Source organism: Flagellimonas sp. (assembly GCF_965601775.1).
Taxonomy (GTDB): Bacteria; Bacteroidota; Bacteroidia; order Flavobacteriales; family Flavobacteriaceae; genus Flagellimonas.
In genome coordinates this window covers 1,815,038-1,835,075 of sequence record NZ_OZ271837.1, presented here as the reverse complement: position 1 = coordinate 1,835,075, position 20,038 = coordinate 1,815,038, and the positions used below count along the sequence as shown (strand labels likewise).

Here is a 20,038-nt window from a genome sequence, read left to right as displayed (position 1 = left end):
GGAAAGTCTAGCAGACCTTTTCTTTTTTGAGTGAGATGGTGCATTGGTCAAGTTAGCACCGCACTCCATGGAAAATTTCTTTTAAAAATCTTCTTTAATGAAGTAATGGAATACGGTTTCTGCCAAATCGTAAAAGAATCCTCCGGAGCTCTTAGAGCCGAGTAGGAGAGTAGGGGAAGTAAAAGCATATGAAATGACGTAGAATTAGAATGCTTATTTTATGGTTTTGCTAAAGCTTCCAATTTTTCAAAAACAACAACCTTGTACATAACACTTACCGGAACTTTCTTATCTACAATCAATAAATGTGTTCGGGTAGCCTTGGTAACCCTATCCAAATTGGCAATATAGGATTTATGTGTGCGCTGGAAATTTTCAGATAACAATGTATTGATATTAATAAGCGTCTCTGTGATAAGATACATTCTTGAATCGGTAAATATTTTTAAATAATTTCCAAAGCTCTGAATGTATAGAATGGAGTTATACGCAATATTTACCGGTACACCATCATGTTTTATTTGAAGTTCTTCCTTGGAGTTGTTTTTTTTGGACTCCCTTGTTTTTGGTGCCTCTACCTTATTTATCGCCTTTAAAAAACGCTCAATCTTTATGGGTTTTAATAAATAATCTACAACACCATAATTATAACTTTCCAGCGCATACTCCGAATAGGCAGTGGTTAAAATAACTTTAGGCGGATTTATCATAGACCTCAGGATTTCCATGCCGTTAAGTTCTGGCATTTCTATGTCAAGAAAGATAAGGTCAACCTCGTTTTGCTGTACAAAATTGATAAACTCAAGTGGATTACCCGTACTTAATACCAGTTGGAAGTTGTTAATTTTAGAACAATACTCTTCCAACACCTTACGTGCCAGTATTTCGTCGTCTATGATACCAATTTTAATCATTCGTTGTTTATTACTGGGCGTCTTTCAAATGAATGGATAAATTTACAGAATATGCTCTTTCTGTATCCTCAATTCCTAGTCTATGCGAATTAGGGTATAACAGGTTTAAACGTCTTCTAACATTTTCAAGACCCAAGCCATTTCTGTCCAATCTGACATAGCTACTGGGTTTGGTATTGGTAATCTGAAAATGAAAGACATCACTTTTAACCGTGGCTACAACATCAATCGCACTCTGTTCATTGGTAGCTTGCGCCCCATGTTTAATGGCATTTTCAACAAAGGGTATAAGTAACATTGGTGGTATGTTATAATTGGATGAATCCCCCTCAATTAAAAATTCAATTGTACAACGTTTGCTTAACCTTTTTTCTTCAAGCAATAAATAGTTCTCAATAAATTCAAGCTCTTCTTTTAATTGAACAGTGTCTTTTTTAGCACTTTCCAATTGATACCGCATTAATTCTGAAAGTTGCATGACCACCTCAGGTGTTTCTCTGGATTGCTGTCTGGAAAGCGCATAAATGCTATTCAATGAATTAAATAGAAAATGGGGATTTACCTGTTCCTTTAAATAGGTAAGTTCCATCTCTTTTTGTAATTTTTCCTTCTCTTCTTTTTGTTTTTGCATGCGTACATTTCTTCTCAATAAAAAGATGGCCATACCTGCTCCAGTAGTATAAAGAAGAAAGAAAAAGAATTTAGAAATACCCAACCAGCCATCTTTCTCATATGCTCTTAAATAAGAAACAAAAAGTATACTTGCCATGAGTAAGATGCCGTATAAGAAATAACGTTTCTTATCTAAAACATAAGGTATAAGAACAAAATGATTGATCCATATAACGGCCATAATAATAATAGCATAGCTAAGTCCCCATAAAAAAAAGGAAAGCCACGTATCATAGCGATCTATGAGCATCCACCCACTCAATAGCTCAAGAACGAGTACCAATACAAAGGCCCCTAAATTAATAAGAAGGGTATTCCGCAAAGACTTTTTCATCATCATCCCTTTATTTGGTATTAAAGGAGGAATAAAGATACTGTCTTGAAATTCACGATTACATAATTTCTATACAAAGGCTGCATGTCCATGATGAAATGCTTTCATCATATAATTGGTTCATTGATATAATTCTAAGAAGTAAACATGAACTAAGACCTAATTTTAGAAGCCATTTAGCAGCTTGCTAAAGGTCTACATACATCATCAACAAAAAATTTCAAAATGAAAGTCAATAAATTATTTGTACTAGCGGTAACAATAATTACAAATACTGCCTTTGCCCAAGAGAATGGCAAAAAAGCAACTACATCAACAACAAACAGCGCTTCCTTCGTATCACCACAGATTCAAGTTATCCCTATAAAAGATACCAACACAGCGAGGAACTATGAACTTTACATAGAGTTGCCAGAAGGTTATGAGGAGAACACCTCTAAAACATATCCAGTCCTTTACTATACAGATGCCAAATGGCATCTCGAAATGCTATCTGGGGCCACGGAGTATCTGTTGGAAGATATTATTCTGGTTGGAATTTCATGGCGGAAGGACATCGGAAAAGATTTATTGGAACAATACGGGGCGCATGCCAGCCGATTTACCGATTATTCATTCTGGAAAAAGTCAAACCCGAATCATCCTTTGCTAAAATTTGGACAGGCCGAAAATCATTTGGCATTTATACGGAACGATGTGATCAATTATGTCGATACAAACTACCGTACTGACCCCAACAGTCGTAGCTACTTTGGTTACTCACTGAGCGGAGGATTCGGTGCTTATATACTGCTTACGCAACCCGAGACTTTTGATAATTACATTCTTGGCAGTCCATTGAGCAAAGGCACAATGTCCTATCTGTCGGAGATCAATGCCAAACTTGTAGCTGCCGAGTCGGATAAGGACAAGACATTGCATGCCAATGTATTTATGGCATACGGCACCTTAGAGAAGGAAAGGGATGAAACTACTGAGGAATTTAAGGATTTACTTAGGGATAGAAAACATTTGAAGGTATCCCTGCAGAGTAAAACCATTAAAGGTGATCACCAAACCGCTTTCCCAAGGATAGCTGTAGAAGGCGTCGCCTGGCTGTCATCCTCAATGTCACCTGTTGCAGTTGATGACTATGATGCTTCGTTCCGGGAAATCCCCCACCTTAATAATGCCTTTGTTAGCACAGCTCCCGAAGATAGGGAAGATGGGATATCAGTTGGTGAATTAGCCTTAGATACTAATGAAAAGAACGCCATCCTAAATGTTGCCCAAGAGATTTTTGAGGATACATATGGGAACTACGATGCCCTGCTTATTTCACACAAAAACAAACTTGTTTTTGAGTCCTATTATAAAAAAGGGCGTATCAATTTACCGCATGGACAAGCTTCCGCTGTAAAAGGATATACGAGTATGATCTTGGGAAGAGCTATTCAGTTAGGCTATTTGAGCATGGACGATCTAGACAAACCTATAACGGAGTTCTTGAAGAACCTAGATTCTAAAAAATTTACGAAAGGGACCGAAAAAATCACGTTGCATAAGGCATTGACTATGCAAGGGGGATTAACGATTGACCGCGAAAAATGGAAAGAAGTTGAAAATGATTCTGTCAAACTAAAAAGGCAGGGGTTGGTGCAGACACTTTTTGAACGTAGTAAGCCCATTACCAATGAGACTCAGACCTATTTATACGGTAATTTTAATCCCATGATGGTTATGACCGTTATTGATGCCGTGGTGCCTGGAACAGCTGAAAACTTTATCCAGGAAGAATTTCTCGACAAACTCGGTATTACCAATTACCAATGGTCTAATCATGCCAGTGGTTTGCCTCAAGCGGGATGGAGGGCTAGTATTATGCCTCGTGACATGCTCAAGTTTGGACAATTAGTGCAAAACGAAGGTAAATTGAATGGGGAGCAGTTCATTTCTGCAGCCTATCTAAAAAAAGCTACTAGTGGTATTGTGAAACCTGCGATAGATTGGATGCCCAAGAATTATCGTTATGGCTATTTTTGGTACTATACCCCAGTACAGGTTGGAAACAAAAGCTATGATATGACCTTGGCTTGGGGAGGCGGTGGACAGCGCGTTATAGTAGTAGAAGAACTTGATTTGACTATGGTCATCTCAGGTTTTGACCGGGATGATGACAAAATTATGAAGCCTATTTTTGAAACCGTTGTACCGGCATTTGCCAAAAATTGAATTATTTTTAAGGACCTAAAGCGTTAAAAGATTTAAACGGCCCCAGACCTGTTCTGGGGTCGCTTTTTTATGAGTTGTACCTACATAAGGATTCTCAATTAAGAAACGACAACCAAAGTAATTTTATACTTCGGTAGGCCTCAGCACAGGCACCATGGCTAATCATGGAATATTAATGTTTCATAATGTACCATGTTATGTAACTTGAGCTTTGGTAAAAGCGAAAGTTTGTACATCACTCCCTGAAAAATTTCTTCTAAAAATCTTCTTCAAAAAAAGGTAATGGAACACTTTTTACACGACCCGAGGTAGGAGGGGAGGGTAATGTGTGTGGAATGGGATATGATAAACATTTGTATCTTTACGACGTCTACACGGTTTTAGGAAAATTCTAAAACAATTATTTATCGATAAGGAGTCGCTCACAAGTCCAGCGGCCACGAAAGTACCGCTTCCAGTCCTAGACTGTGTAGACAGGGCTGACGGGGTGGCTCCGCTTTTAAAATTTTCTTTATGTCTACAAGAAAAAACCAAATCCATGATGAATGGTACCAACAATTACAAAAGGAACTTAACGTTGGAGACTCAAAACAAAAGCAAGCAATACTTGAAATTATTGCCACAATTGATGACTATTTTGACGTAAATTCTTTAGAAGGCCATATCGATGGTTTGCATAGCATGCTATCTGGTAGTATTGAAAACAAAGTATTGGGCTTATCTAAAAAGCACATTTTTGACTGTGTATCTCTAACATCTGTTCATATCAATTTTTTATTGAAATTGTCATCTAGGCTTTCTGTGCTCAAAGCCTAAAAACCCCTATTGAATGGTTAAAAGTCCTTCTAATTTATATATGTTGGAAGGATTTTTTGTTTGACATCAACAAACTATTTCTTGTAGTTAAAAATTGCGGAAAAACCCCAGAATTTCTAAGGTTTTTGTGCAGCAGATTTTCGTATTCAATTTTTATATTGAAGTACTCCAAAACGATTGACTTACTTCCTTTTGTTTTCTCCCCCATAAATACCTATAAACGGGTATTGAAAATGTCGATTGAAATTAGAATTTTCGAGCTTGACCAACTACTAAAATATTATTTGAACACTAAATAAATATCATAGTCATGAAGCATTATCACTTTTTACTTTTAGCATTAATAACCTTTAATATTAATGGACAAGTTAAGTTAAAGTTCAACAATACCTTGGACGAACAGATAGTGGTTAAAGTAAGGCATGGTGAAATTTCTACTCCAATTGAAAGTATGTCCGAAGTATTTACACAAACTATGCAGGCCAATTCTGAAACACCTGACTTCATTAGACTTAGAGATGTTCGAAAAGGACAAAAATTCGTTGTTCTAGGGCAAATTGGAACTAAAGGTCTTTTCAAGTTTTTTGAATCTACATTATTGAGAAGAAACAGTGAGCATATTATTACTATGACCGCCACTATGGATGAGGTTGGGAATGATGAAATATCATATCAGAATCTTTTAAAAGCAATAAGTGACACCCCACCCGAGAATTCCAGAAAAGTAATACCTGCAGATGATGCATATAATACATTCTTTGGTGGTTTATCGATTAGAGACAAAGAAGGTAATGAAATTGATAGAATTGATGCGTCCGTCTTAAAAGCCGTTAAAAACCCTATCCAGTATGGTAATCTTGATAAAAAGATTGAGGCTTTTTTTACTGGTAGCTTCTTAACAAAAAATAACGGTGAAGTACCAGGCATAGCATCCGCGTCAATTGCAGTAAATAGTAGCAGGGGTTATAAGTTGAAATATGATCTCAATGATATTGGTACAAGAGTTTGGTCTGGGCCAAATGGAAAGTCTATTGATGAACTTTTTTCTCAATTGAATCCAATTGTAAAGAATGGAGTTGTAAAAAGATATTTGGCCGATACTACATTGACAATGCATCAACTTGACCATTTATATTTATTTCAGTCAGCAATTATCAGTGTAGAGAAATACAAAAGTTCAAAAACAATTATTGATGCCACTGTGCCAGTTTTCTTATCTAGTAGTTCTGCCTTCGAAAAAGAGGAGGGAGGGGACGATACCACAGCTTCGACAAACACGGTATTGAATATTTGGTCCAAAAAAGATGTCACGTATCTACTTGTCCAAGCTGCTAAGGACTACCTTGAGAAACAAAAAGAGATAATAGCCATTGCAAAGTCCAATATGGAGGCCCAAAAAATTGCAGAAGCGGTTATTGGTAAAAACAATGCAATCACGCCGGTTGAGAAAGTATCCAAAACTGCAATACTCAATAATGTAGATAAGGAAATTACAAAGGCAACCAAGAAACTACTAAAAATTAAATTTTAAACGATGGCGGGAGGTTTTAATTTTAATAAGTTTTCCAAATTTTTGAAATCGTTTTGGGGCATATTGGCTTCTTTTAGTGTTGTACTGCCTACAATCATTTATTTTTCAAATACATCTCATATTAAAGATTCAGTTCTATCTGAATTCTATATAGGGATTCCCACTTCATTTGCTTTGCTATCGATTCCTTTCGTGTTCTTATATGAGGATAAGCTTTCTTCTTTGGTCAAAGTTAGAAAAACGTCTATAATCTTAATTGTGGTTTCTTTCATTTCACTTTTTTCGTTTTTGGCAATTAAAAGTCTTTTTGTGAAGGATATGAAGTACTCATATACTGAAGACATGCAGGTAATAAGAGTTTCAACAAGTCAAAAGGGAGAAATTCTAACTGAAAGGTTCAATTCAATTAATGATGACAGACCTTTTCGTGAAGAAAAGGCGGTAAATATTTTAGAATACTGCAGTTTAATGCTATTCACCATTAGTGTAATTTTTTTAACAACTGCTTTTTCTGGTTTAGGGGTATTCTTTTATACAAAAAGTGCTAATTCATAGAAACTGATTGTCAAATGAGAGTATTATCCAAATCAAGATTTAAAATAGGCCTAGAGTGTCCTAACAAATTGTTTTATACAGGTAAAAAAGAATATGCTAATCAGAAAGATCAGAATCCTTTTTTGGAGGCATTGGCGAAAGGAGGGTTTCAGGTTGAAGAATTAGCTAGATTATATTATCCAGGTGGTCATCTTTTAGAAGGAGAGGATTGGGATTATCTAAAGCATTCGGAACATACCAAAATATTACTTAAACGAGATAATGTCATCCTATACGAAGCCGCTTTCTTATATGATGGACTCTTTATTCGAACAGATATTATAGTTAAAAAAGGAAATCAAGTCGAATTAATTGAGGTAAAGTCAAAATCATTTGAACCTAATAATGAGCACATTTTCATTGGAAAAAGAGGGGGGATTGATAGTAAATGGAAACCCTATTTATTTGATGTTGCCTTTCAAAAATACGTCATGCAACTCTGCTACCCACAATGGGAAATAAAGTCATTTATTCTGATGGCTGATAAAACACAAGAAGCATCCATTGATGGGTTAAATCAACTTTTTAGAATTACAAAACAAGCAAATAATAGAACTGGAGTTAATGTATTGGTTCAATCTAAAAGTGAATTAGGGAATTCTATATTGGGAAGGCTTGAAGTTACCGATATTGTGGAGAACATTGAAAATGGAAAACATATATATTCCAATGGGTTAAATTTTGTTGATGCTATTGAAGAATATAAACAAGCATATATTAATGATCAGTATAAAAATGTTCCAACTTCATACTCAAAGTGTAATAAATGTGAATTCAAAATCACGAAAGAAAGTAACGAAACTGAACTTAAATCTGGTTTTAAAGAGTGTTTCATAAGGCAACATAATTGGAGAACAGAGGATTTCAATAAAACCAGTTTGTTCGATATAAGTGGAATAGACTGGAGAAAGTCAGCCAAACTATTTGACAGCAATAAATTTTTTGTAGAATTAATGACCCAAGAAGATATTGGTTATAAAGAAGAGGTAGGTAAGTTGTCAAATACTGAAAGAGCCTGGATACAAATAGAAAAAGCCGTGAACTATGATTCTTCAATTTATGTTGATAAAATAGGGCTAGCAGAAGAAATGAACAAGTGGAAATTTCCACTGCATTTTATTGATTTTGAAACATGTACTGCAGCTTTACCTTTTTCAAAAGGGCGAAAACCATATGAACAAATTGCCTTTCAATTTTCTCATCATTCCTATGAAAAGAGTGGTGATATTCTCCATTGCTCAGAATATATAAGCAATAAAGCAGGGTATTTTCCAAATTTTGATTTTATACGCGAATTAAAAAAAGTCCTTGAAAATGATGGTGGAACGATTTTTAGATTTCATAATCATGAAAACACCGTATTAAATGCAATTCACTACCAACTAATGGAATCAGATGAAAAAGATAGGGACTCTTTGATTGAATTTATTGAAAGCATTACACACTCCACAGGGAAAAGCCCAAATAAATGGAAAGGAGAAAGAGATATGGTCGATCTATGGCAGGTAGCAAAGAGCTTTTACTTTAATCCAGCAACAAATGGTTCAAATTCCTTAAAAGACCTGCTACCCGCAGCACTTTATAGCAGTGACTTCTTGAAAAACAAATACTCAAAATCTATCGGTGATATCTCTTTGACATCAACAAACTTTCCAAATAATTTTGTTTGGTTAAGATGGGGAGATGAAGGACAGTTAATCAATCCATACGACTGTCTTCCTCCTGTCTTTGATGATTGGACTGAAGAAAAAATTGAGCAATCAATTTCTGAAATTGAAAACATTAATGACGGAGGTGCAGCTTTAACTGCCTACGGCAAACTTCAATATACCGATATGTCGAAAGCAGAAATTGAGGAAATAACCTCGGCTTTATTGAAATATTGCGAATTGGATACCCTAGCAATGGTAATGTTATATGAACATTTTAAAGAATTAGTTGTTTGATATTATGCCAAAAAATAAAGAGGCTTTAAAAAGGTATAGAATAATTCACAATGTACTTAGAAGGGGAGGTAAGCATAAATCAACTCGAATCGTAGAAATTTGCAATGATGCTGGAATTCCGGTAAGATTAAGAACTATTCAGAAGGACTTGGAAGATTTGGCCGAAGACACGGAACTTGGCTTTTTTCTTCCAATAAATAAGGATACTGCTACCAAAACATATTATTATGAAGAAATCCCAAAACATATATTTCCTTCATTAGAATTAGAACCAGATGAAATAAGTGCTCTACTTTTTTACGCTAAAACAATAAGTCAGTATAAGGAATACCCTCTCTTTAGTGAAATTACCAAAGCGGTAAAAAAGGTAATAGAAAACTCAAATATCTCGCCAAATGTTAAAGAATTATTTGAGAAGGAAACTATTTTAGAAACCGAGAAACACCCATTAATTGGTGGAACAGAACTTATTGCTGATATTTTAGATTCTATTGCTAAGAAAAAAGTATTAGAAATAGACTATCAAAAGTTCGATGACGAAATTAAGAGACATAGGGTAAAGCCAATTTTACTTAAAGAAGACAAAAAATTATGGTACGTAATTAGTGTTAATTACAAAAATGAAAGTCTAATTACTTTAGCACTTGATAGAATCGTAGATGTTTCAATTTTAGATGAAGAGTTCCAAGCAATTGAGTTCGATAGCGTAGAATACTTCAAGTATTCTTTTGGCATAACTGTATCTCACAAACCACCTATTGAAGTTGTTATTTCCTTTAATCCTGATCAAGGTAACTATATAAAAGCTCTTCCCATCCACAACACACAAGAAATTTTAGAAGACGATGACATGAAGTTTATTATAAAGGTTTCTGTAAAACCTTCATACGAGTTTTACTCGAAAATTTTAAGCTATGGAAAAACAGCTGAAATAGTCTCACCAGCCTTTCTAAGAGCAGAATTCATTGATATTTTTAAAGGTGCCTTAAGTAACTATATCTCAAAAAAATAAATTCTTTATTAATTTTTTTCATGGCGAACATAGGTTGCGTCATGTCGTCTTTTCTTCGTAGCGATTAATAATATTTTCATTTAAGATTTTTGTTATGAAGAAAAAAAGAAATACCTACAATTACAACCTTAAAGTTGGAAGAAAAATTGTTTACAAGGGAACAACAAGTAATCCAGAATTAAGAGAGGTTCAGCATAGAGAATCTGGTAAAAAATTTACACATATGCAAGTAGTTGGAAGAGCAAAAACGCCAACCGGAGCTATCAGAGAAGAAACACGTCAGTTAAAAAATTATCGCAGAAATCATAGTGGTAATAATCCTAAGTACAATCAAAAAAAGAATGGTTAACCCAATATTTCGAATCTCAAATGGCTATTCAGAAACTACCTGTAAAGAAACTTGTTGAATTTAGAAGATTGTCTAAATCGCAAAAAACGACTTTTACTAACAGATTAAAAGTTGCTAAAAAATCCGTTTCAGATGGGGGAGGAAATTATTGGGTAAGAAGTATAAGTGCAATTAGTGGTGCTTTTAGAGAAAATGACAAATCACATATCACGGATAAAATAGATGAGGTTTCGGCTCTTTATAACCTAAACACGACACCCCAAGTTAAGAACATGTATAGGAGGAATATCGAAATACTTGAAAAATATATTGACTTCGATTTTTCCCACTGGATGCCATCACCGAATTTAACTTTTTTATCAAAACCAAAGTCTGTTTTAGACATGAATGGTTTACCCATTCAGATTTTACCACAACATATATTTTCTTATGGAGCAAAGAATAATAAAAGTATTGGTGGAATCTGGCTTGTTGTTTGGCAGGAAGGATTCAAGCCAAGTGATTTGGGTATTTACTCGGAAGCTTTGTATAGATTTTTATCATCTTATTACTCTGAAGATTATATAGTTAATCCCTCTGCCTGTATGACTATTGATATTGCAAATATTCAAGTAGTGGGTTATGATAAAATTTTAAGTGGTGACATTCCCTCTACAATTGATGAAACCATGAAATCTCTAAAAGAGTACTTATAATTTAAGCGATTAAGAATTCGGGGCAGGAAGAAAATGCGGGCTGGCGCTGGGGTGAATTTGTGGCTTGACACAAAGAGCCATTGCCCTGGGCTTTGTGTAAGGGCATAGCCCAATAGCGTAGCTATTAAGACACAAAGGGAGCGAGGAAGCATATTTTCTTCTTGATTTTTTGTTTCTTTTTTATCAAGAAAAAAGAAAGGAAAGAACAACGAAAGGCTTCAATCCTATTTGACATAATATTAGAAGCACCCACAAAAAAAGCTAAATCGGAGGAGGATATGAGCAAGTGCTTAGAAATTTACGCTCCGCTAAATTTTAAGCTTTTGCGGCAAGCTGACGAAATGCTCCTGAAATTTTTCTTCTCCAGATCTCCAATTAAACCAAATGTTTCAATAATAACGAAAAGTTGAGCTTTTAATGGCGCTGGCCAAGTGGCTGAGAATTGCGTATAAAAATAAATGCTTGGGCATTTACTTTTTATGAAAGCAATGTGCTGTTGGCCGAGCGGCTATTTTACATAACGGCAAATTATAGATACAAATGAAAACATGCGGCGCAGCCGACCGCTAGGCAATGTTTCATGGCCCTGTTCCTAATTCCCATAGATGACGAAAGGTTGAGGGATATTTTACATAATAGAATTATAGCTATCAAATGGATAAACAGCTGGAAAAGCAAAACAATACATTTGTACTATAATTTATATTATGTCAAATAGAATTTTTAATAATCCAATCTTTGTCCAGAACCAAAGACTTATAAACCAATCTGTAAGACACCACCTTTCACCCCAATATTTTTAAAAACTCAATCATTTGCCGTATTTTAAGGTATGCTATCAAATGAAAAAGAAATACGCCTCCCAAAGTTTAGGTTTACGGCTACAGTCATGTTGTTATGTCTCTTCGCAACTTCTAGCCACGCACAGCTAGGCTCTATCAAAGTTGTTGAGTCCAAATCGAAGAATCGGATTACCTTTTTTGCCGAGAACAGAACCTACACAGACTATGATGTACTTTTTGAGGTTAAGGGCAAGAATTTTAGACAGAGTGCGGCCAAACCTAGATGGATTCGGGTTCCCGCCGCCTCCAAAGTACATTTAAAGACCATTATTTTACTTCGGGATAAAACACCCGTATACAGCAAAATCTTCAAAAAAAGAGACAGTTTGTCAAAACGGGCGGTGAAAAAAGAGTACACGAAATTGGACCTCCCGCCTCCTAAAGTCAAGCCAAAAAAGCAAATCACCATCTATACTTTTGACGGTTGTAATAGCTGTGATAGTATCGTCAGCAAGCTCAATGCTCAAAACTTCTTGTTTCGAAGTGTTTCCTTGGATGAAAAACCCGACGTAAAAGAGCAATTGGGTAAATACTTGTCCAAATCTGTCCCTGAAATGGATTCGTTGTCTTCCCCAATAATTAGCTTGGGCGGTAAACTCTACAGTTGGATTACCGATTTTGACCAAATGATGGAAGAAGTCGAAAAAGAATGAGACCTCTGCAGCTCCCCATAGTATCAATTCAGAGCTACACTTCTATCGTAGGTTACCCGGTAAATTGCATCCCCATAGTCGTCCGATATAAGCATGGAACCATCTTCCAAAAATAAAATGTCCACAGGGCGCCCAAACTGATCTTGGCTGTCATGGTCTAACCAACCTTCCAAAAATGTGGTATAGCTAACCGCTTTATTGTCTTCCAACTCCACTAACGATATCTTGTAGCCCACTTTTTTGGAACGGTTCCAGGAGCCGTGTTCCGCTATAAATGCTTGGTTCTTATATTTTTCTGGAAACATATCCCCAGTGTAAAACTTGACACCCAACGGTGCTGTATGCGCACCCATAGCCTGAACTGGCGGGATAAAATCCTTACAGGGTCTTTGGTCTCCAAATTCGGGGTCCTTTACAATGCCACCATGGCAGAACGGATAGCCAAAGTGTTGTCCTTTTTCAGTGATTCGGTTGAGTTCACAAGGTGGTATGTCATCCCCCATCATATCACGACCATTGTCAGTAAACCACATTTCTTTGGTTTCCGGATGCCAGGTAAATCCAACGGTATTTCGAACTCCATGGGCATAGATTTCCCTATTGGAGCCATCGGCGTCCATTCTGGTAATTGTAGCGTAACGCTGGTCTGCCACCGTGCTATCGCAAATATTACAAGGTGCACCTACCGGAACATACAGTTTATTGTCAGGCCCAAACGCGATGTATTTCCAACCGTGATGAAATTCTGTGGGATAGTCATCATAGATTACACTGGGTTCGGATGGATTGTCCAATTCCTCCTCGATATTGTCGTAGCGCAATAATCGATTTACTTCGGCCACATATAGCGAACCATCTTTAAAGGCAATTCCGTTGGGTACTTCCAAAGTCGAGTCCAAAATCATAACTCGGTCCGCCTTGTAATCGTGGTCACGATCTTGTATAGCATAGACTGTTTTATCATTTCTAGTGCCCACAAACAGTGTCCCGTTGTTTCCCATGGCCATGGAACGTGCCCCGTCTATTCCATCGGCATATACCTCTACCTTAAAGCCTTCTGGGAGTTTTAAACGTTCAATGGGTAGTTCCGAAGCTAGTTCTTCATATTGTTCGCCTTCTTGTGATTCTTTTTGGGCCGCTTTCTCCTTACATCCCGCAATAAAAAGGATGGCCGATACTATGGTAAGTATCGAATATGAAAATTGTTTCATATAGTATTTCTGTATTGTTTTGGGTTATTTGACTTGATTAGAAAGAGTCTTCAAACAATTGCTGAAGACTTTGCCAAGATTTGACGTCTGCTTCTGCATCATAGGCCAAGGGCAATCCAAATTTCTCTCCATTGGCATCTGCCTCTTTACTAGTAAAGCTATGCTTTACTCCTGGATACGCAATGTATTGATAATTAGCACCTATAGAATCCATAGAAGCCTTAAAAGCCTCAATGGACTCTGGACTTATAAATGGATCGTCTGCACCATTGCAAACCAGAACATTGGCTTTTAAATCAGCACTGGGCATAACGGGAAGTTGCACCCCGCTGTGGAATGCTGCAACCGCATCCAAATCAGCTCCGGCATTGGCCATGGTAAGTGCCACGCTGCCTCCAAAACAATATCCAATGGCAGCAATTTTTTCTGAATCCACGGATTCGTGGGCTTTAAGTAAATCCATAGCGGCATTAAATCGCGCTGTTGCCTCTGGAAGATTGGTCATTACACTCATAGCAAATTTTCCAGCATCATCTGGATGTTCTGCCAATTTACCATCACCATACATATCTACAGCTATAGCCGTATATCCCAGTTCGGCAAGCATATCAGCCCGCTCACGGACATAATCGTTATGGCCCCACCATTCGTGAATGATAAGGACCCCAGGACGTTTTTCTGTCGCATTTTCATCAAAAGCAATATATCCCTTAAGGTTGGTAGAATCAGAAGCGTAGGAGACCTCCTCCCCTTTTACTTTGACAGGAAGATCTTGAGAAATTTCTTCAGTGGTTTCTGTAGAAGCTTTTTTCTGCTTACAGGAAGCGGCAAATACTAGTCCAAAACATAGCAAGAGTACGGTCAATTGTTTCATTGTAATTGTTTTTTTGAGAGTGATAAAGATAGCCAAAGCAACGCAATCCTATAAATGAAAAAATTCAAAATGCCAGATAGCGAAAAATGCTGTGAAGGCGGAATATGCATGAAATTAAAGTCGTAAGAAACACTATGGCATTTCACATAATATGTTTAAAAAATTTAACCCACCTCTCTGGTAGTTTGTAAGGGGGATAACGTACAGGGAGGTCTCCCCAGTTTGGTTTTTTCACGATAGCTTTTTTATGCGAAAAAAGTTGAAAGGAGTGTTTACCGTGATACCCTCCAATTCCTGACTCCCCTACTCCTCCAAAAGGAAGATTTTTATTCGCGATGTGCATGACAACATCATTAATCCCTCCCCCTCCAAAACCATAGGTGTTAATTATTCTGCTCTGAAACTTCTTTCGTTTAGAAAATACGTAGAGTGACAATGGCTTTTCGTAGTTCAAGATAATTTTTCCGATTTCTTCCTCTTTTTCGTAAGATAAAATGGGGAGTATCGGCCCAAAAATCTCCCCTTGCATCAACTGACTGTCTAAACTTGGTTCATCGACCAAAGTAGGCTCGATATATTGCGTTTGGTCATCATGGGACCCACCAAAAAGGATGGTCTGTCCAGAAAGCATTTCCTTTAAGCCGTTATAGTGTTTTGTTGTAGTGATTCTGGCAAAATCTTGGGATTCTTCAATGGAATCCCCATAAAACTTCCGAATTTGAGCCTTTAGGGCTTCTACAAATTTTACCTTTACACTGCGGTGTATCAAGATATAGTCTGGAGCTACGCAGGTCTGCCCCGCATTCATGAACTTTCCCCAAGTAATTCTTGTTGCCGCCAAATTGATGGCTGCAGTTTCATCAATAATACAAGGATTTTTTCCGCCCAGTTCCAGCGTAACTGGAGTTAGGTGTTCTGCTGCACTTTTATAAATAATCTTACCGATGTGTGAGCTTCCGGTGAAAAAGATATAATCCCATCGCTCCGCTAAAAGTTCTTGTGAGGTTTCTACCCCACCCTCAACAACAGTAACATACTCCTTTGGGAATACCTCTTCTATCAATTCAAAAAGAGCTTTGGAAGTATTGGGACTTAATTCAGAAGGCTTAAGCACCACAGTGTTCCCTGCAGCCAATGCACCTATCAAGGGTGAAATGGAGAGCATAAAAGGATAGTTCCATGGAGAAATAATCAAGACAGTACCATAAGGCTCGTGATATAGCCAATTGGATGAGGGAAAATTGGCTAAAGGTCCGGATATCCGTTCTGGTCTGGCCCATTCTTCAAGATGATTTATGATATACTTTAACTCGGATAGTACAATCTGCGTCTCCGTAACCAAGCTTTCAAACTTTGGTTTTTTAAAATCCTCATAAATGGCTTGGCAAATAGCATCTTCATTTGCAACCAATGCTTTATATAAGTTTTTCAAGTACTTTTTCCTATAGCCTACTTCTTTGGTTTGCTGGGAAGAGAAAAAGTTTTTTTGATTTTGGACTAGGGCTTTAATCATAATTTAATTGCGCCACGAGAGCCTCCTTTTTTTTGCAGTTAAAAATGTTGAAGGGCCAGTATGGTGAAGGGGGATTTTAAGTTATTGAACTATGCTTCGATAATATCGGTTTGACCCCCATTGAACTTCATTCGTTTTCCGCTCCAATACGAGGCGGCAGCCAAATGGGAGGGTTTTACAGCATCCAGCCCAACTTGAATGGGGGCGGAAACCTTCTTTCCTAAGACTATTCCGTCCAAAAAGTTTTTCATATGAGCCCTGGTCAGGTTCTCTTTGTTTTCAAATACTACCTGAGAACCTTCATGCGGGGTAAAAATGTAACCTGCTCGAAAAACTTCCAATTTTCCTTTGGTGCCATGAAACAACACGGAATCATGTTGATTTTTAACAGGTAAAATGCTGCACTCAAAAGTAAAGTTCCAGCCTCCTTGGTATTGAAGAATCGTGTTTACCGTATCGGGGTTGGTCCTTCCATCTTTAAGGTGATAAATGCCCCCAGTTGTGGTTGCGTTCATTGGGTGGGCATCATCCATCATCCATTGGGCAACATCTCCCCAATGGGTCAAAAGGTCTGATAATATGCCTGTTCCGTATTCCTTGTAATGCCTCCAACCATCATATCTTGGCCAACTATACTCCATCTTAGGTGAATTCCCCAAAAAGGTTTCCCATTGAAAGTTTTTAGGCATAGGCTGTTGTTTCAATGACCTTCGTTGCCATCCAAAATTGCTCCATACGGCTCGTGCGAAAATGATATCCCCCAAAACATTCGACCCGCCAAAAAACTCTTCTTTCACTCTTTGGAACATAGAGCTACTCCGTTGTTGTGTACCGGTCTGACAAACCACATTACTTTCCATAACGGCCTTTTTCAGAGGAACACCTTCCTTGTAATGGAGAGTAACTGGCTTTTCAAGCAACAAATGCTTGCCTGCCTCAAGTATTCTAATGGCATAATCCATATGCAAATGGTCTGGGGTGGCTAGAACCACAGCATCTACTTTTGGATTGGAAAGTACGTCGTCCAAATCAAATGTGGTTTCCACTTTGTCGACTTCCGTATATTCTTGGGTTCTTTTGATTTGTTCATCCCAGACATCACAAAACACTATAGGTTCAACCCGGTTTCCATGCAACATTTCCTTGAACATCCATCGTCCTCTTCTCCCCGCCCCCACCAAGGCTACTCTAACCCTATCGTTCGCTCCTAAAATATTGCTGTAAGAGCTAGCCGTAAGTGCCAAGGCCCCGGTACTTAGCAAAAAATCCCTGCGTTTCATTTCTTTTACTTTTGAGTTGAAGGCGCTTCATGAAGAAGTTCCATACCAATGGAAGTTCTTGGTTTGAATCCCTTCCAATTCCCTGTAGTGGCATTGGGCTCCAAATTCAAGTATTCCATATGATCTTCCCCTTTTAAGTGTATACCAAAAAAGGCAGTGACAAAATGTTGATTTACGTTATTGATACGCCGCATATCCCATACAGAATCGGCATACCGCAAATATTCATCAATGTTTAATCCTTCCTGCATGGTATCCACCGTTGGCGGGTTTGGCGCCACATTATGACGTGCATTTATATATGTCAACAAATACCTGTCGCAATTAACAGCACCTTCGTAAATAGCTTTTATACCTTTTTCATATCCAGAGATATCATCTTCGCTACCTGCAATAAAAAAAGTAGGCACCTGTAATCCTGCTAATCCTTCAGCATCCCAAACTCCGTTGGCCATACCCCAAGGTGCCATGGCAACAAAGGCTTTTATTCTTGGGTCCATCATTTCTTTGTAGGCTTCACTGGTTATGGTTCTTTCATCAAGAGCAGTTTCGCCTCCCGTCATTGTTTTATAGAATCCCACTGCAGCAGCACTATAACCAGCACCACAGGTATTCAAGCCTCCATATCCTCCCATAGAATATCCTACCAAACCGGTAGTGGAAACGTCCACTAAGTCTGCCAAAAAGCTACCACTCCCAGTTTTTGAAAGCCTGTCCATTTCATTTAATACAAAAAGTTGGTCCAACGACCGATTTACCAGCGTGCTACTAAAATTTGCCGCATCCTTGTATGTTGAATCTGTATGATCAATGGAGGCAACCACATATCCCTTGGAAGCTAAGTTCTCGGCCAAATAAGTAAACAAAAAACGGGAGCCTACGTATCCGTGTGATAGGATAATCAAAGGGTATTTATCCGTTTCCTTTAGCACCTTCGCATCCCGAAGGGCTCTTCCTTTAAAAGTAAATGGCACAACAGGTCTACCTTCCGTTCCATTTCTACCTAAATGTTGCGTGTATTCCACAATCTCCTCCGCTCCTTCTGGTATCTGCGCCGGATACCAAACTTCTACCGTTATGGGCCTATCATAAATTGGGGCCTTACCGTCAACAATATTAAGTATGTCTTTTTGTTTTTTGTGGACAAGGGATAAGGTCTGTACACCTACCTCATATTTTCCTCTCTGTGACAATTCTGGAGCATCTGGTAGAGCATCTCCGATGAGGAATTCTTTTTGACTTTGGCTATATATTCCACATAGCGAAAAGCATAGTAGAATAACCAAAGTTCTTTGCAATGGTTTTTGGTTCATTAAAAAAGGTTTGATGTTCTTAAAGGTAAGGAAACTGAATCAAAATCGGAGGGCTGTCATTTTATTTGGAAATAGTTTTTAACAGTAAAGAAATATATTATTGCTATTTTAAAACTTGATTTAAAAAAGAAACTATGAAATTGCTGATAAAAGCAACGTATTGCTGTGTCATTCTTATGCTGGTGATTTCCTGTAATATTGATGACGGCGTTGAGGGTGCACCTCTACCAAATTTTGACGTTTTAGGGCTATGGGACCTTGTTGCCGTGAATGTCAACCCTCCTCAAGATATCAATATGGATGGAACTGCTTCTACCAATCTTATGGATGAACTGGAATGTATTTCCGGAAGTCTTTTAATTGATAGTAATTTGGTATGGACCTATGAACAATCGATTATAAGTGTCTCTACCATAACGGGAGACTTGTTTAGTGCTGACTGCAATGGCACAATTACAGGCACGGGGAATTGGTTTTCTGATGAAACTGGAATAACATTTACAGGAAATGATGAAGTACTTACAGAATTAAGAATTTCCGGAGATCAGCTTATTAATGAGGTTGGTGAAGATTTGCCTGGAATACAAAGTTTTGTATACGGTTTGAGGCAATTTTAATTACTGAATCACCTTTTTCGCTAGTAGCACCCACATTTGTTTATCACCATCGTTTTGCCATAGACCATGGTTTTCAATTTTGTTGATTATGGCGAATCCTGCTTGTTGAAGTTCCTTCTCAACATAATGAATAGCTAAAGAATGTGCAGCTACCTGTTCTGCCCTTGATTTTCCAACGATCCTTTTCTTCAATTTTTCAAGTACCATGATGCGCCCACCCGGCTTTAAGGCCTTTCTAATGTGATTCAGTACCTTTTTATAAGCCTCTATCTCATGATATGTGTCAATCACAAAAACACAATCTAGGGCACCTTCGGGTAATTTTGGATTATCATAATCTCCGAGAATAGTGATAATGTTGGTCAAATTTCTTGAATTTGCATTTTCCCGCAGGGTAGCCAATCGGTCCTCTCTGATATCGACAGCATAAACTCTTCCATTCGCATCCACCTTTCGCGCCAGATGCACGGATAGATAACCTTCATGGCATCCGATATCTGCGACCACTTGTCCCTGGGAAACTCCTGCCAATTCAAGAAGAGAAGATGTCTTCATCCATATATCCCTGGATGCCCAGTCATTCGCTTTGTACTGGGCGAGGGATAATGTAGATGCAAGAGTAAATGACAAAAGACTAAAAAAGAGTTTGACTTTTGACACC

Annotated in this window: 19 protein-coding genes; 10 read left to right on the top strand and 9 right to left on the bottom strand. The window is 37.7% G+C overall.

The window, feature by feature from the left end:
• Window positions 1–218 precede the first annotated feature (218 nt).
• Window positions 219–914, bottom strand: a complete 696-nt coding sequence (locus ACSLUF_RS08470) for a LytR/AlgR family response regulator transcription factor (RefSeq protein WP_435625678.1) — start codon at window positions 912–914, stop codon at window positions 219–221.
• A 10-nt stretch (window positions 915–924) separates the two neighbouring features.
• Window positions 925–1,926 (bottom strand): sensor histidine kinase, encoded by a 1,002-nt coding sequence (locus tag ACSLUF_RS08465; RefSeq protein WP_435625677.1) that lies wholly within the window; start codon window positions 1,924–1,926, stop codon window positions 925–927.
• Between the two features lie 219 nt (window positions 1,927–2,145).
• Between ACSLUF_RS08465 and ACSLUF_RS08460 the strand changes: the two genes are divergently transcribed.
• The 3 genes from ACSLUF_RS08460 (at window position 2,146) to ACSLUF_RS08450 (ending at window position 6,478) form a co-directional block, all read left to right on the top strand.
• Window positions 2,146–4,131 (top strand): serine hydrolase, encoded by a 1,986-nt coding sequence (locus tag ACSLUF_RS08460; RefSeq protein WP_435625676.1) that lies wholly within the window; start codon window positions 2,146–2,148, stop codon window positions 4,129–4,131.
• A 513-nt stretch (window positions 4,132–4,644) separates the two neighbouring features.
• The gene (locus tag ACSLUF_RS08455; protein WP_435625675.1) at window positions 4,645–4,947 is read left to right on the top strand and encodes a hypothetical protein; all 303 of its coding nucleotides are present in this window, start codon (window positions 4,645–4,647) and stop codon (window positions 4,945–4,947) included.
• Window positions 4,948–5,257: 310 nt separating this feature from the next.
• Complete coding sequence (locus tag ACSLUF_RS08450) at window positions 5,258–6,478, top strand: hypothetical protein (protein WP_435625674.1); 1,221 nt, start codon at window positions 5,258–5,260, stop codon at window positions 6,476–6,478.
• Window positions 6,479–6,624: 146 nt separating this feature from the next.
• Here the strand turns inward: ACSLUF_RS08450 and ACSLUF_RS08445 are convergent, their stop codons facing one another.
• Complete coding sequence (locus tag ACSLUF_RS08445) at window positions 6,625–6,750, bottom strand: hypothetical protein (protein ID WP_435625673.1); 126 nt, start codon at window positions 6,748–6,750, stop codon at window positions 6,625–6,627.
• Window positions 6,751–6,787: 37 nt separating this feature from the next.
• Here ACSLUF_RS08445 and ACSLUF_RS08440 point away from each other — a divergent pair, with 37 nt between their 5' ends.
• The 6 genes from ACSLUF_RS08440 (at window position 6,788) to ACSLUF_RS08415 (ending at window position 12,569) form a co-directional block, all read left to right on the top strand.
• Window positions 6,788–7,033, top strand: coding sequence for a hypothetical protein (locus ACSLUF_RS08440; protein WP_435625672.1), 246 nt, complete (start codon window positions 6,788–6,790; stop codon window positions 7,031–7,033).
• A 14-nt stretch (window positions 7,034–7,047) separates the two neighbouring features.
• Window positions 7,048–9,018: a DUF2779 domain-containing protein gene (locus ACSLUF_RS08435; protein ID WP_435625671.1), complete on the top strand. Its 1,971-nt coding sequence runs from the start codon at window positions 7,048–7,050 to the stop codon at window positions 9,016–9,018.
• A 4-nt stretch (window positions 9,019–9,022) separates the two neighbouring features.
• Window positions 9,023–10,030 (top strand): helix-turn-helix transcriptional regulator, encoded by a 1,008-nt coding sequence (locus tag ACSLUF_RS08430; RefSeq protein ID WP_435625670.1) that lies wholly within the window; start codon window positions 9,023–9,025, stop codon window positions 10,028–10,030.
• Window positions 10,031–10,124: 94 nt separating this feature from the next.
• Window positions 10,125–10,379 (top strand): hypothetical protein, encoded by a 255-nt coding sequence (locus ACSLUF_RS08425; RefSeq protein WP_435625669.1) that lies wholly within the window; start codon window positions 10,125–10,127, stop codon window positions 10,377–10,379.
• 20 nt (window positions 10,380–10,399) lie between these two features.
• The gene (locus ACSLUF_RS08420; protein WP_435625668.1) at window positions 10,400–11,074 is read left to right on the top strand and encodes a hypothetical protein; all 675 of its coding nucleotides are present in this window, start codon (window positions 10,400–10,402) and stop codon (window positions 11,072–11,074) included.
• Between the two features lie 832 nt (window positions 11,075–11,906).
• Window positions 11,907–12,569 (top strand): glutaredoxin domain-containing protein, encoded by a 663-nt coding sequence (locus ACSLUF_RS08415; RefSeq protein WP_435625667.1) that lies wholly within the window; start codon window positions 11,907–11,909, stop codon window positions 12,567–12,569.
• A 23-nt stretch (window positions 12,570–12,592) separates the two neighbouring features.
• Here the strand turns inward: ACSLUF_RS08415 and ACSLUF_RS08410 are convergent, their stop codons facing one another.
• The 5 genes from ACSLUF_RS08410 to ACSLUF_RS08390 all read right to left on the bottom strand — a co-directional run bounded on the left by ACSLUF_RS08410 (window position 12,593) and on the right by ACSLUF_RS08390 (window position 18,760).
• Window positions 12,593–13,780 carry a PQQ-dependent sugar dehydrogenase gene (locus tag ACSLUF_RS08410; RefSeq protein ID WP_435625666.1) on the bottom strand — a complete coding sequence of 396 codons (1,188 nt, stop codon included), beginning with the start codon at window positions 13,778–13,780 and terminating at the stop codon, window positions 12,593–12,595.
• 37 nt (window positions 13,781–13,817) lie between these two features.
• Window positions 13,818–14,654, bottom strand: coding sequence for a dienelactone hydrolase family protein (locus tag ACSLUF_RS08405; RefSeq protein ID WP_435625665.1), 837 nt, complete (start codon window positions 14,652–14,654; stop codon window positions 13,818–13,820).
• Window positions 14,655–14,796: 142 nt separating this feature from the next.
• The gene (locus ACSLUF_RS08400; RefSeq protein ID WP_435625664.1) at window positions 14,797–16,167 is read right to left on the bottom strand and encodes an aldehyde dehydrogenase; all 1,371 of its coding nucleotides are present in this window, start codon (window positions 16,165–16,167) and stop codon (window positions 14,797–14,799) included.
• Window positions 16,168–16,256: 89 nt separating this feature from the next.
• Window positions 16,257–17,447, bottom strand: a complete 1,191-nt coding sequence (locus ACSLUF_RS08395; RefSeq protein ID WP_435625663.1) for a Gfo/Idh/MocA family protein — start codon at window positions 17,445–17,447, stop codon at window positions 16,257–16,259.
• Between the two features lie 5 nt (window positions 17,448–17,452).
• Window positions 17,453–18,760, bottom strand: a complete 1,308-nt coding sequence (locus ACSLUF_RS08390) for an alpha/beta hydrolase family protein (RefSeq protein WP_435625662.1) — start codon at window positions 18,758–18,760, stop codon at window positions 17,453–17,455.
• 134 nt (window positions 18,761–18,894) lie between these two features.
• Between ACSLUF_RS08390 and ACSLUF_RS08385 the strand changes: the two genes are divergently transcribed.
• Window positions 18,895–19,377, top strand: coding sequence for a hypothetical protein (locus ACSLUF_RS08385; protein WP_435625661.1), 483 nt, complete (start codon window positions 18,895–18,897; stop codon window positions 19,375–19,377).
• Here the strand turns inward: ACSLUF_RS08385 and ACSLUF_RS08380 are convergent, their stop codons facing one another.
• Window positions 19,378–20,037, bottom strand: coding sequence for a class I SAM-dependent methyltransferase (locus ACSLUF_RS08380; RefSeq protein ID WP_435625660.1), 660 nt, complete (start codon window positions 20,035–20,037; stop codon window positions 19,378–19,380).
• Window position 20,038: the final 1 nt, after the last annotated feature.

Coding starts and splice junctions, on each gene's coding strand:
- ACSLUF_RS08435 (WP_435625671.1), top strand. CDS start 7,048: ATGAGAGTATTATCCAAATCAAGATTTAAAATAGGCCTAGAGTGTCCT.
- ACSLUF_RS08425 (WP_435625669.1), top strand. CDS start 10,125: ATGAAGAAAAAAAGAAATACCTACAATTACAACCTTAAAGTTGGAAGA.
- ACSLUF_RS08395 (WP_435625663.1), bottom strand. CDS start 17,447: ATGAAACGCAGGGATTTTTTGCTAAGTACCGGGGCCTTGGCACTTACG.
- ACSLUF_RS08460 (WP_435625676.1), top strand. CDS start 2,146: ATGAAAGTCAATAAATTATTTGTACTAGCGGTAACAATAATTACAAAT.
- ACSLUF_RS08415 (WP_435625667.1), top strand. CDS start 11,907: ATGCTATCAAATGAAAAAGAAATACGCCTCCCAAAGTTTAGGTTTACG.
- ACSLUF_RS08470 (WP_435625678.1), bottom strand. CDS start 914: ATGATTAAAATTGGTATCATAGACGACGAAATACTGGCACGTAAGGTG.
- ACSLUF_RS08445 (WP_435625673.1), bottom strand. CDS start 6,750: ATGAAAGAAACCACAATTAAGATTATAGACGTTTTTCTAACTTTGACC.
- ACSLUF_RS08465 (WP_435625677.1), bottom strand. CDS start 1,926: ATGATGATGAAAAAGTCTTTGCGGAATACCCTTCTTATTAATTTAGGG.
- ACSLUF_RS08400 (WP_435625664.1), bottom strand. CDS start 16,167: ATGATTAAAGCCCTAGTCCAAAATCAAAAAAACTTTTTCTCTTCCCAG.
- ACSLUF_RS08420 (WP_435625668.1), top strand. CDS start 10,400: ATGGCTATTCAGAAACTACCTGTAAAGAAACTTGTTGAATTTAGAAGA.
- ACSLUF_RS08410 (WP_435625666.1), bottom strand. CDS start 13,780: ATGAAACAATTTTCATATTCGATACTTACCATAGTATCGGCCATCCTT.
- ACSLUF_RS08450 (WP_435625674.1), top strand. CDS start 5,258: ATGAAGCATTATCACTTTTTACTTTTAGCATTAATAACCTTTAATATT.
- ACSLUF_RS08405 (WP_435625665.1), bottom strand. CDS start 14,654: ATGAAACAATTGACCGTACTCTTGCTATGTTTTGGACTAGTATTTGCC.
- ACSLUF_RS08390 (WP_435625662.1), bottom strand. CDS start 18,760: ATGAACCAAAAACCATTGCAAAGAACTTTGGTTATTCTACTATGCTTT.
- ACSLUF_RS08385 (WP_435625661.1), top strand. CDS start 18,895: ATGAAATTGCTGATAAAAGCAACGTATTGCTGTGTCATTCTTATGCTG.
- ACSLUF_RS08430 (WP_435625670.1), top strand. CDS start 9,023: ATGCCAAAAAATAAAGAGGCTTTAAAAAGGTATAGAATAATTCACAAT.
- ACSLUF_RS08455 (WP_435625675.1), top strand. CDS start 4,645: ATGTCTACAAGAAAAAACCAAATCCATGATGAATGGTACCAACAATTA.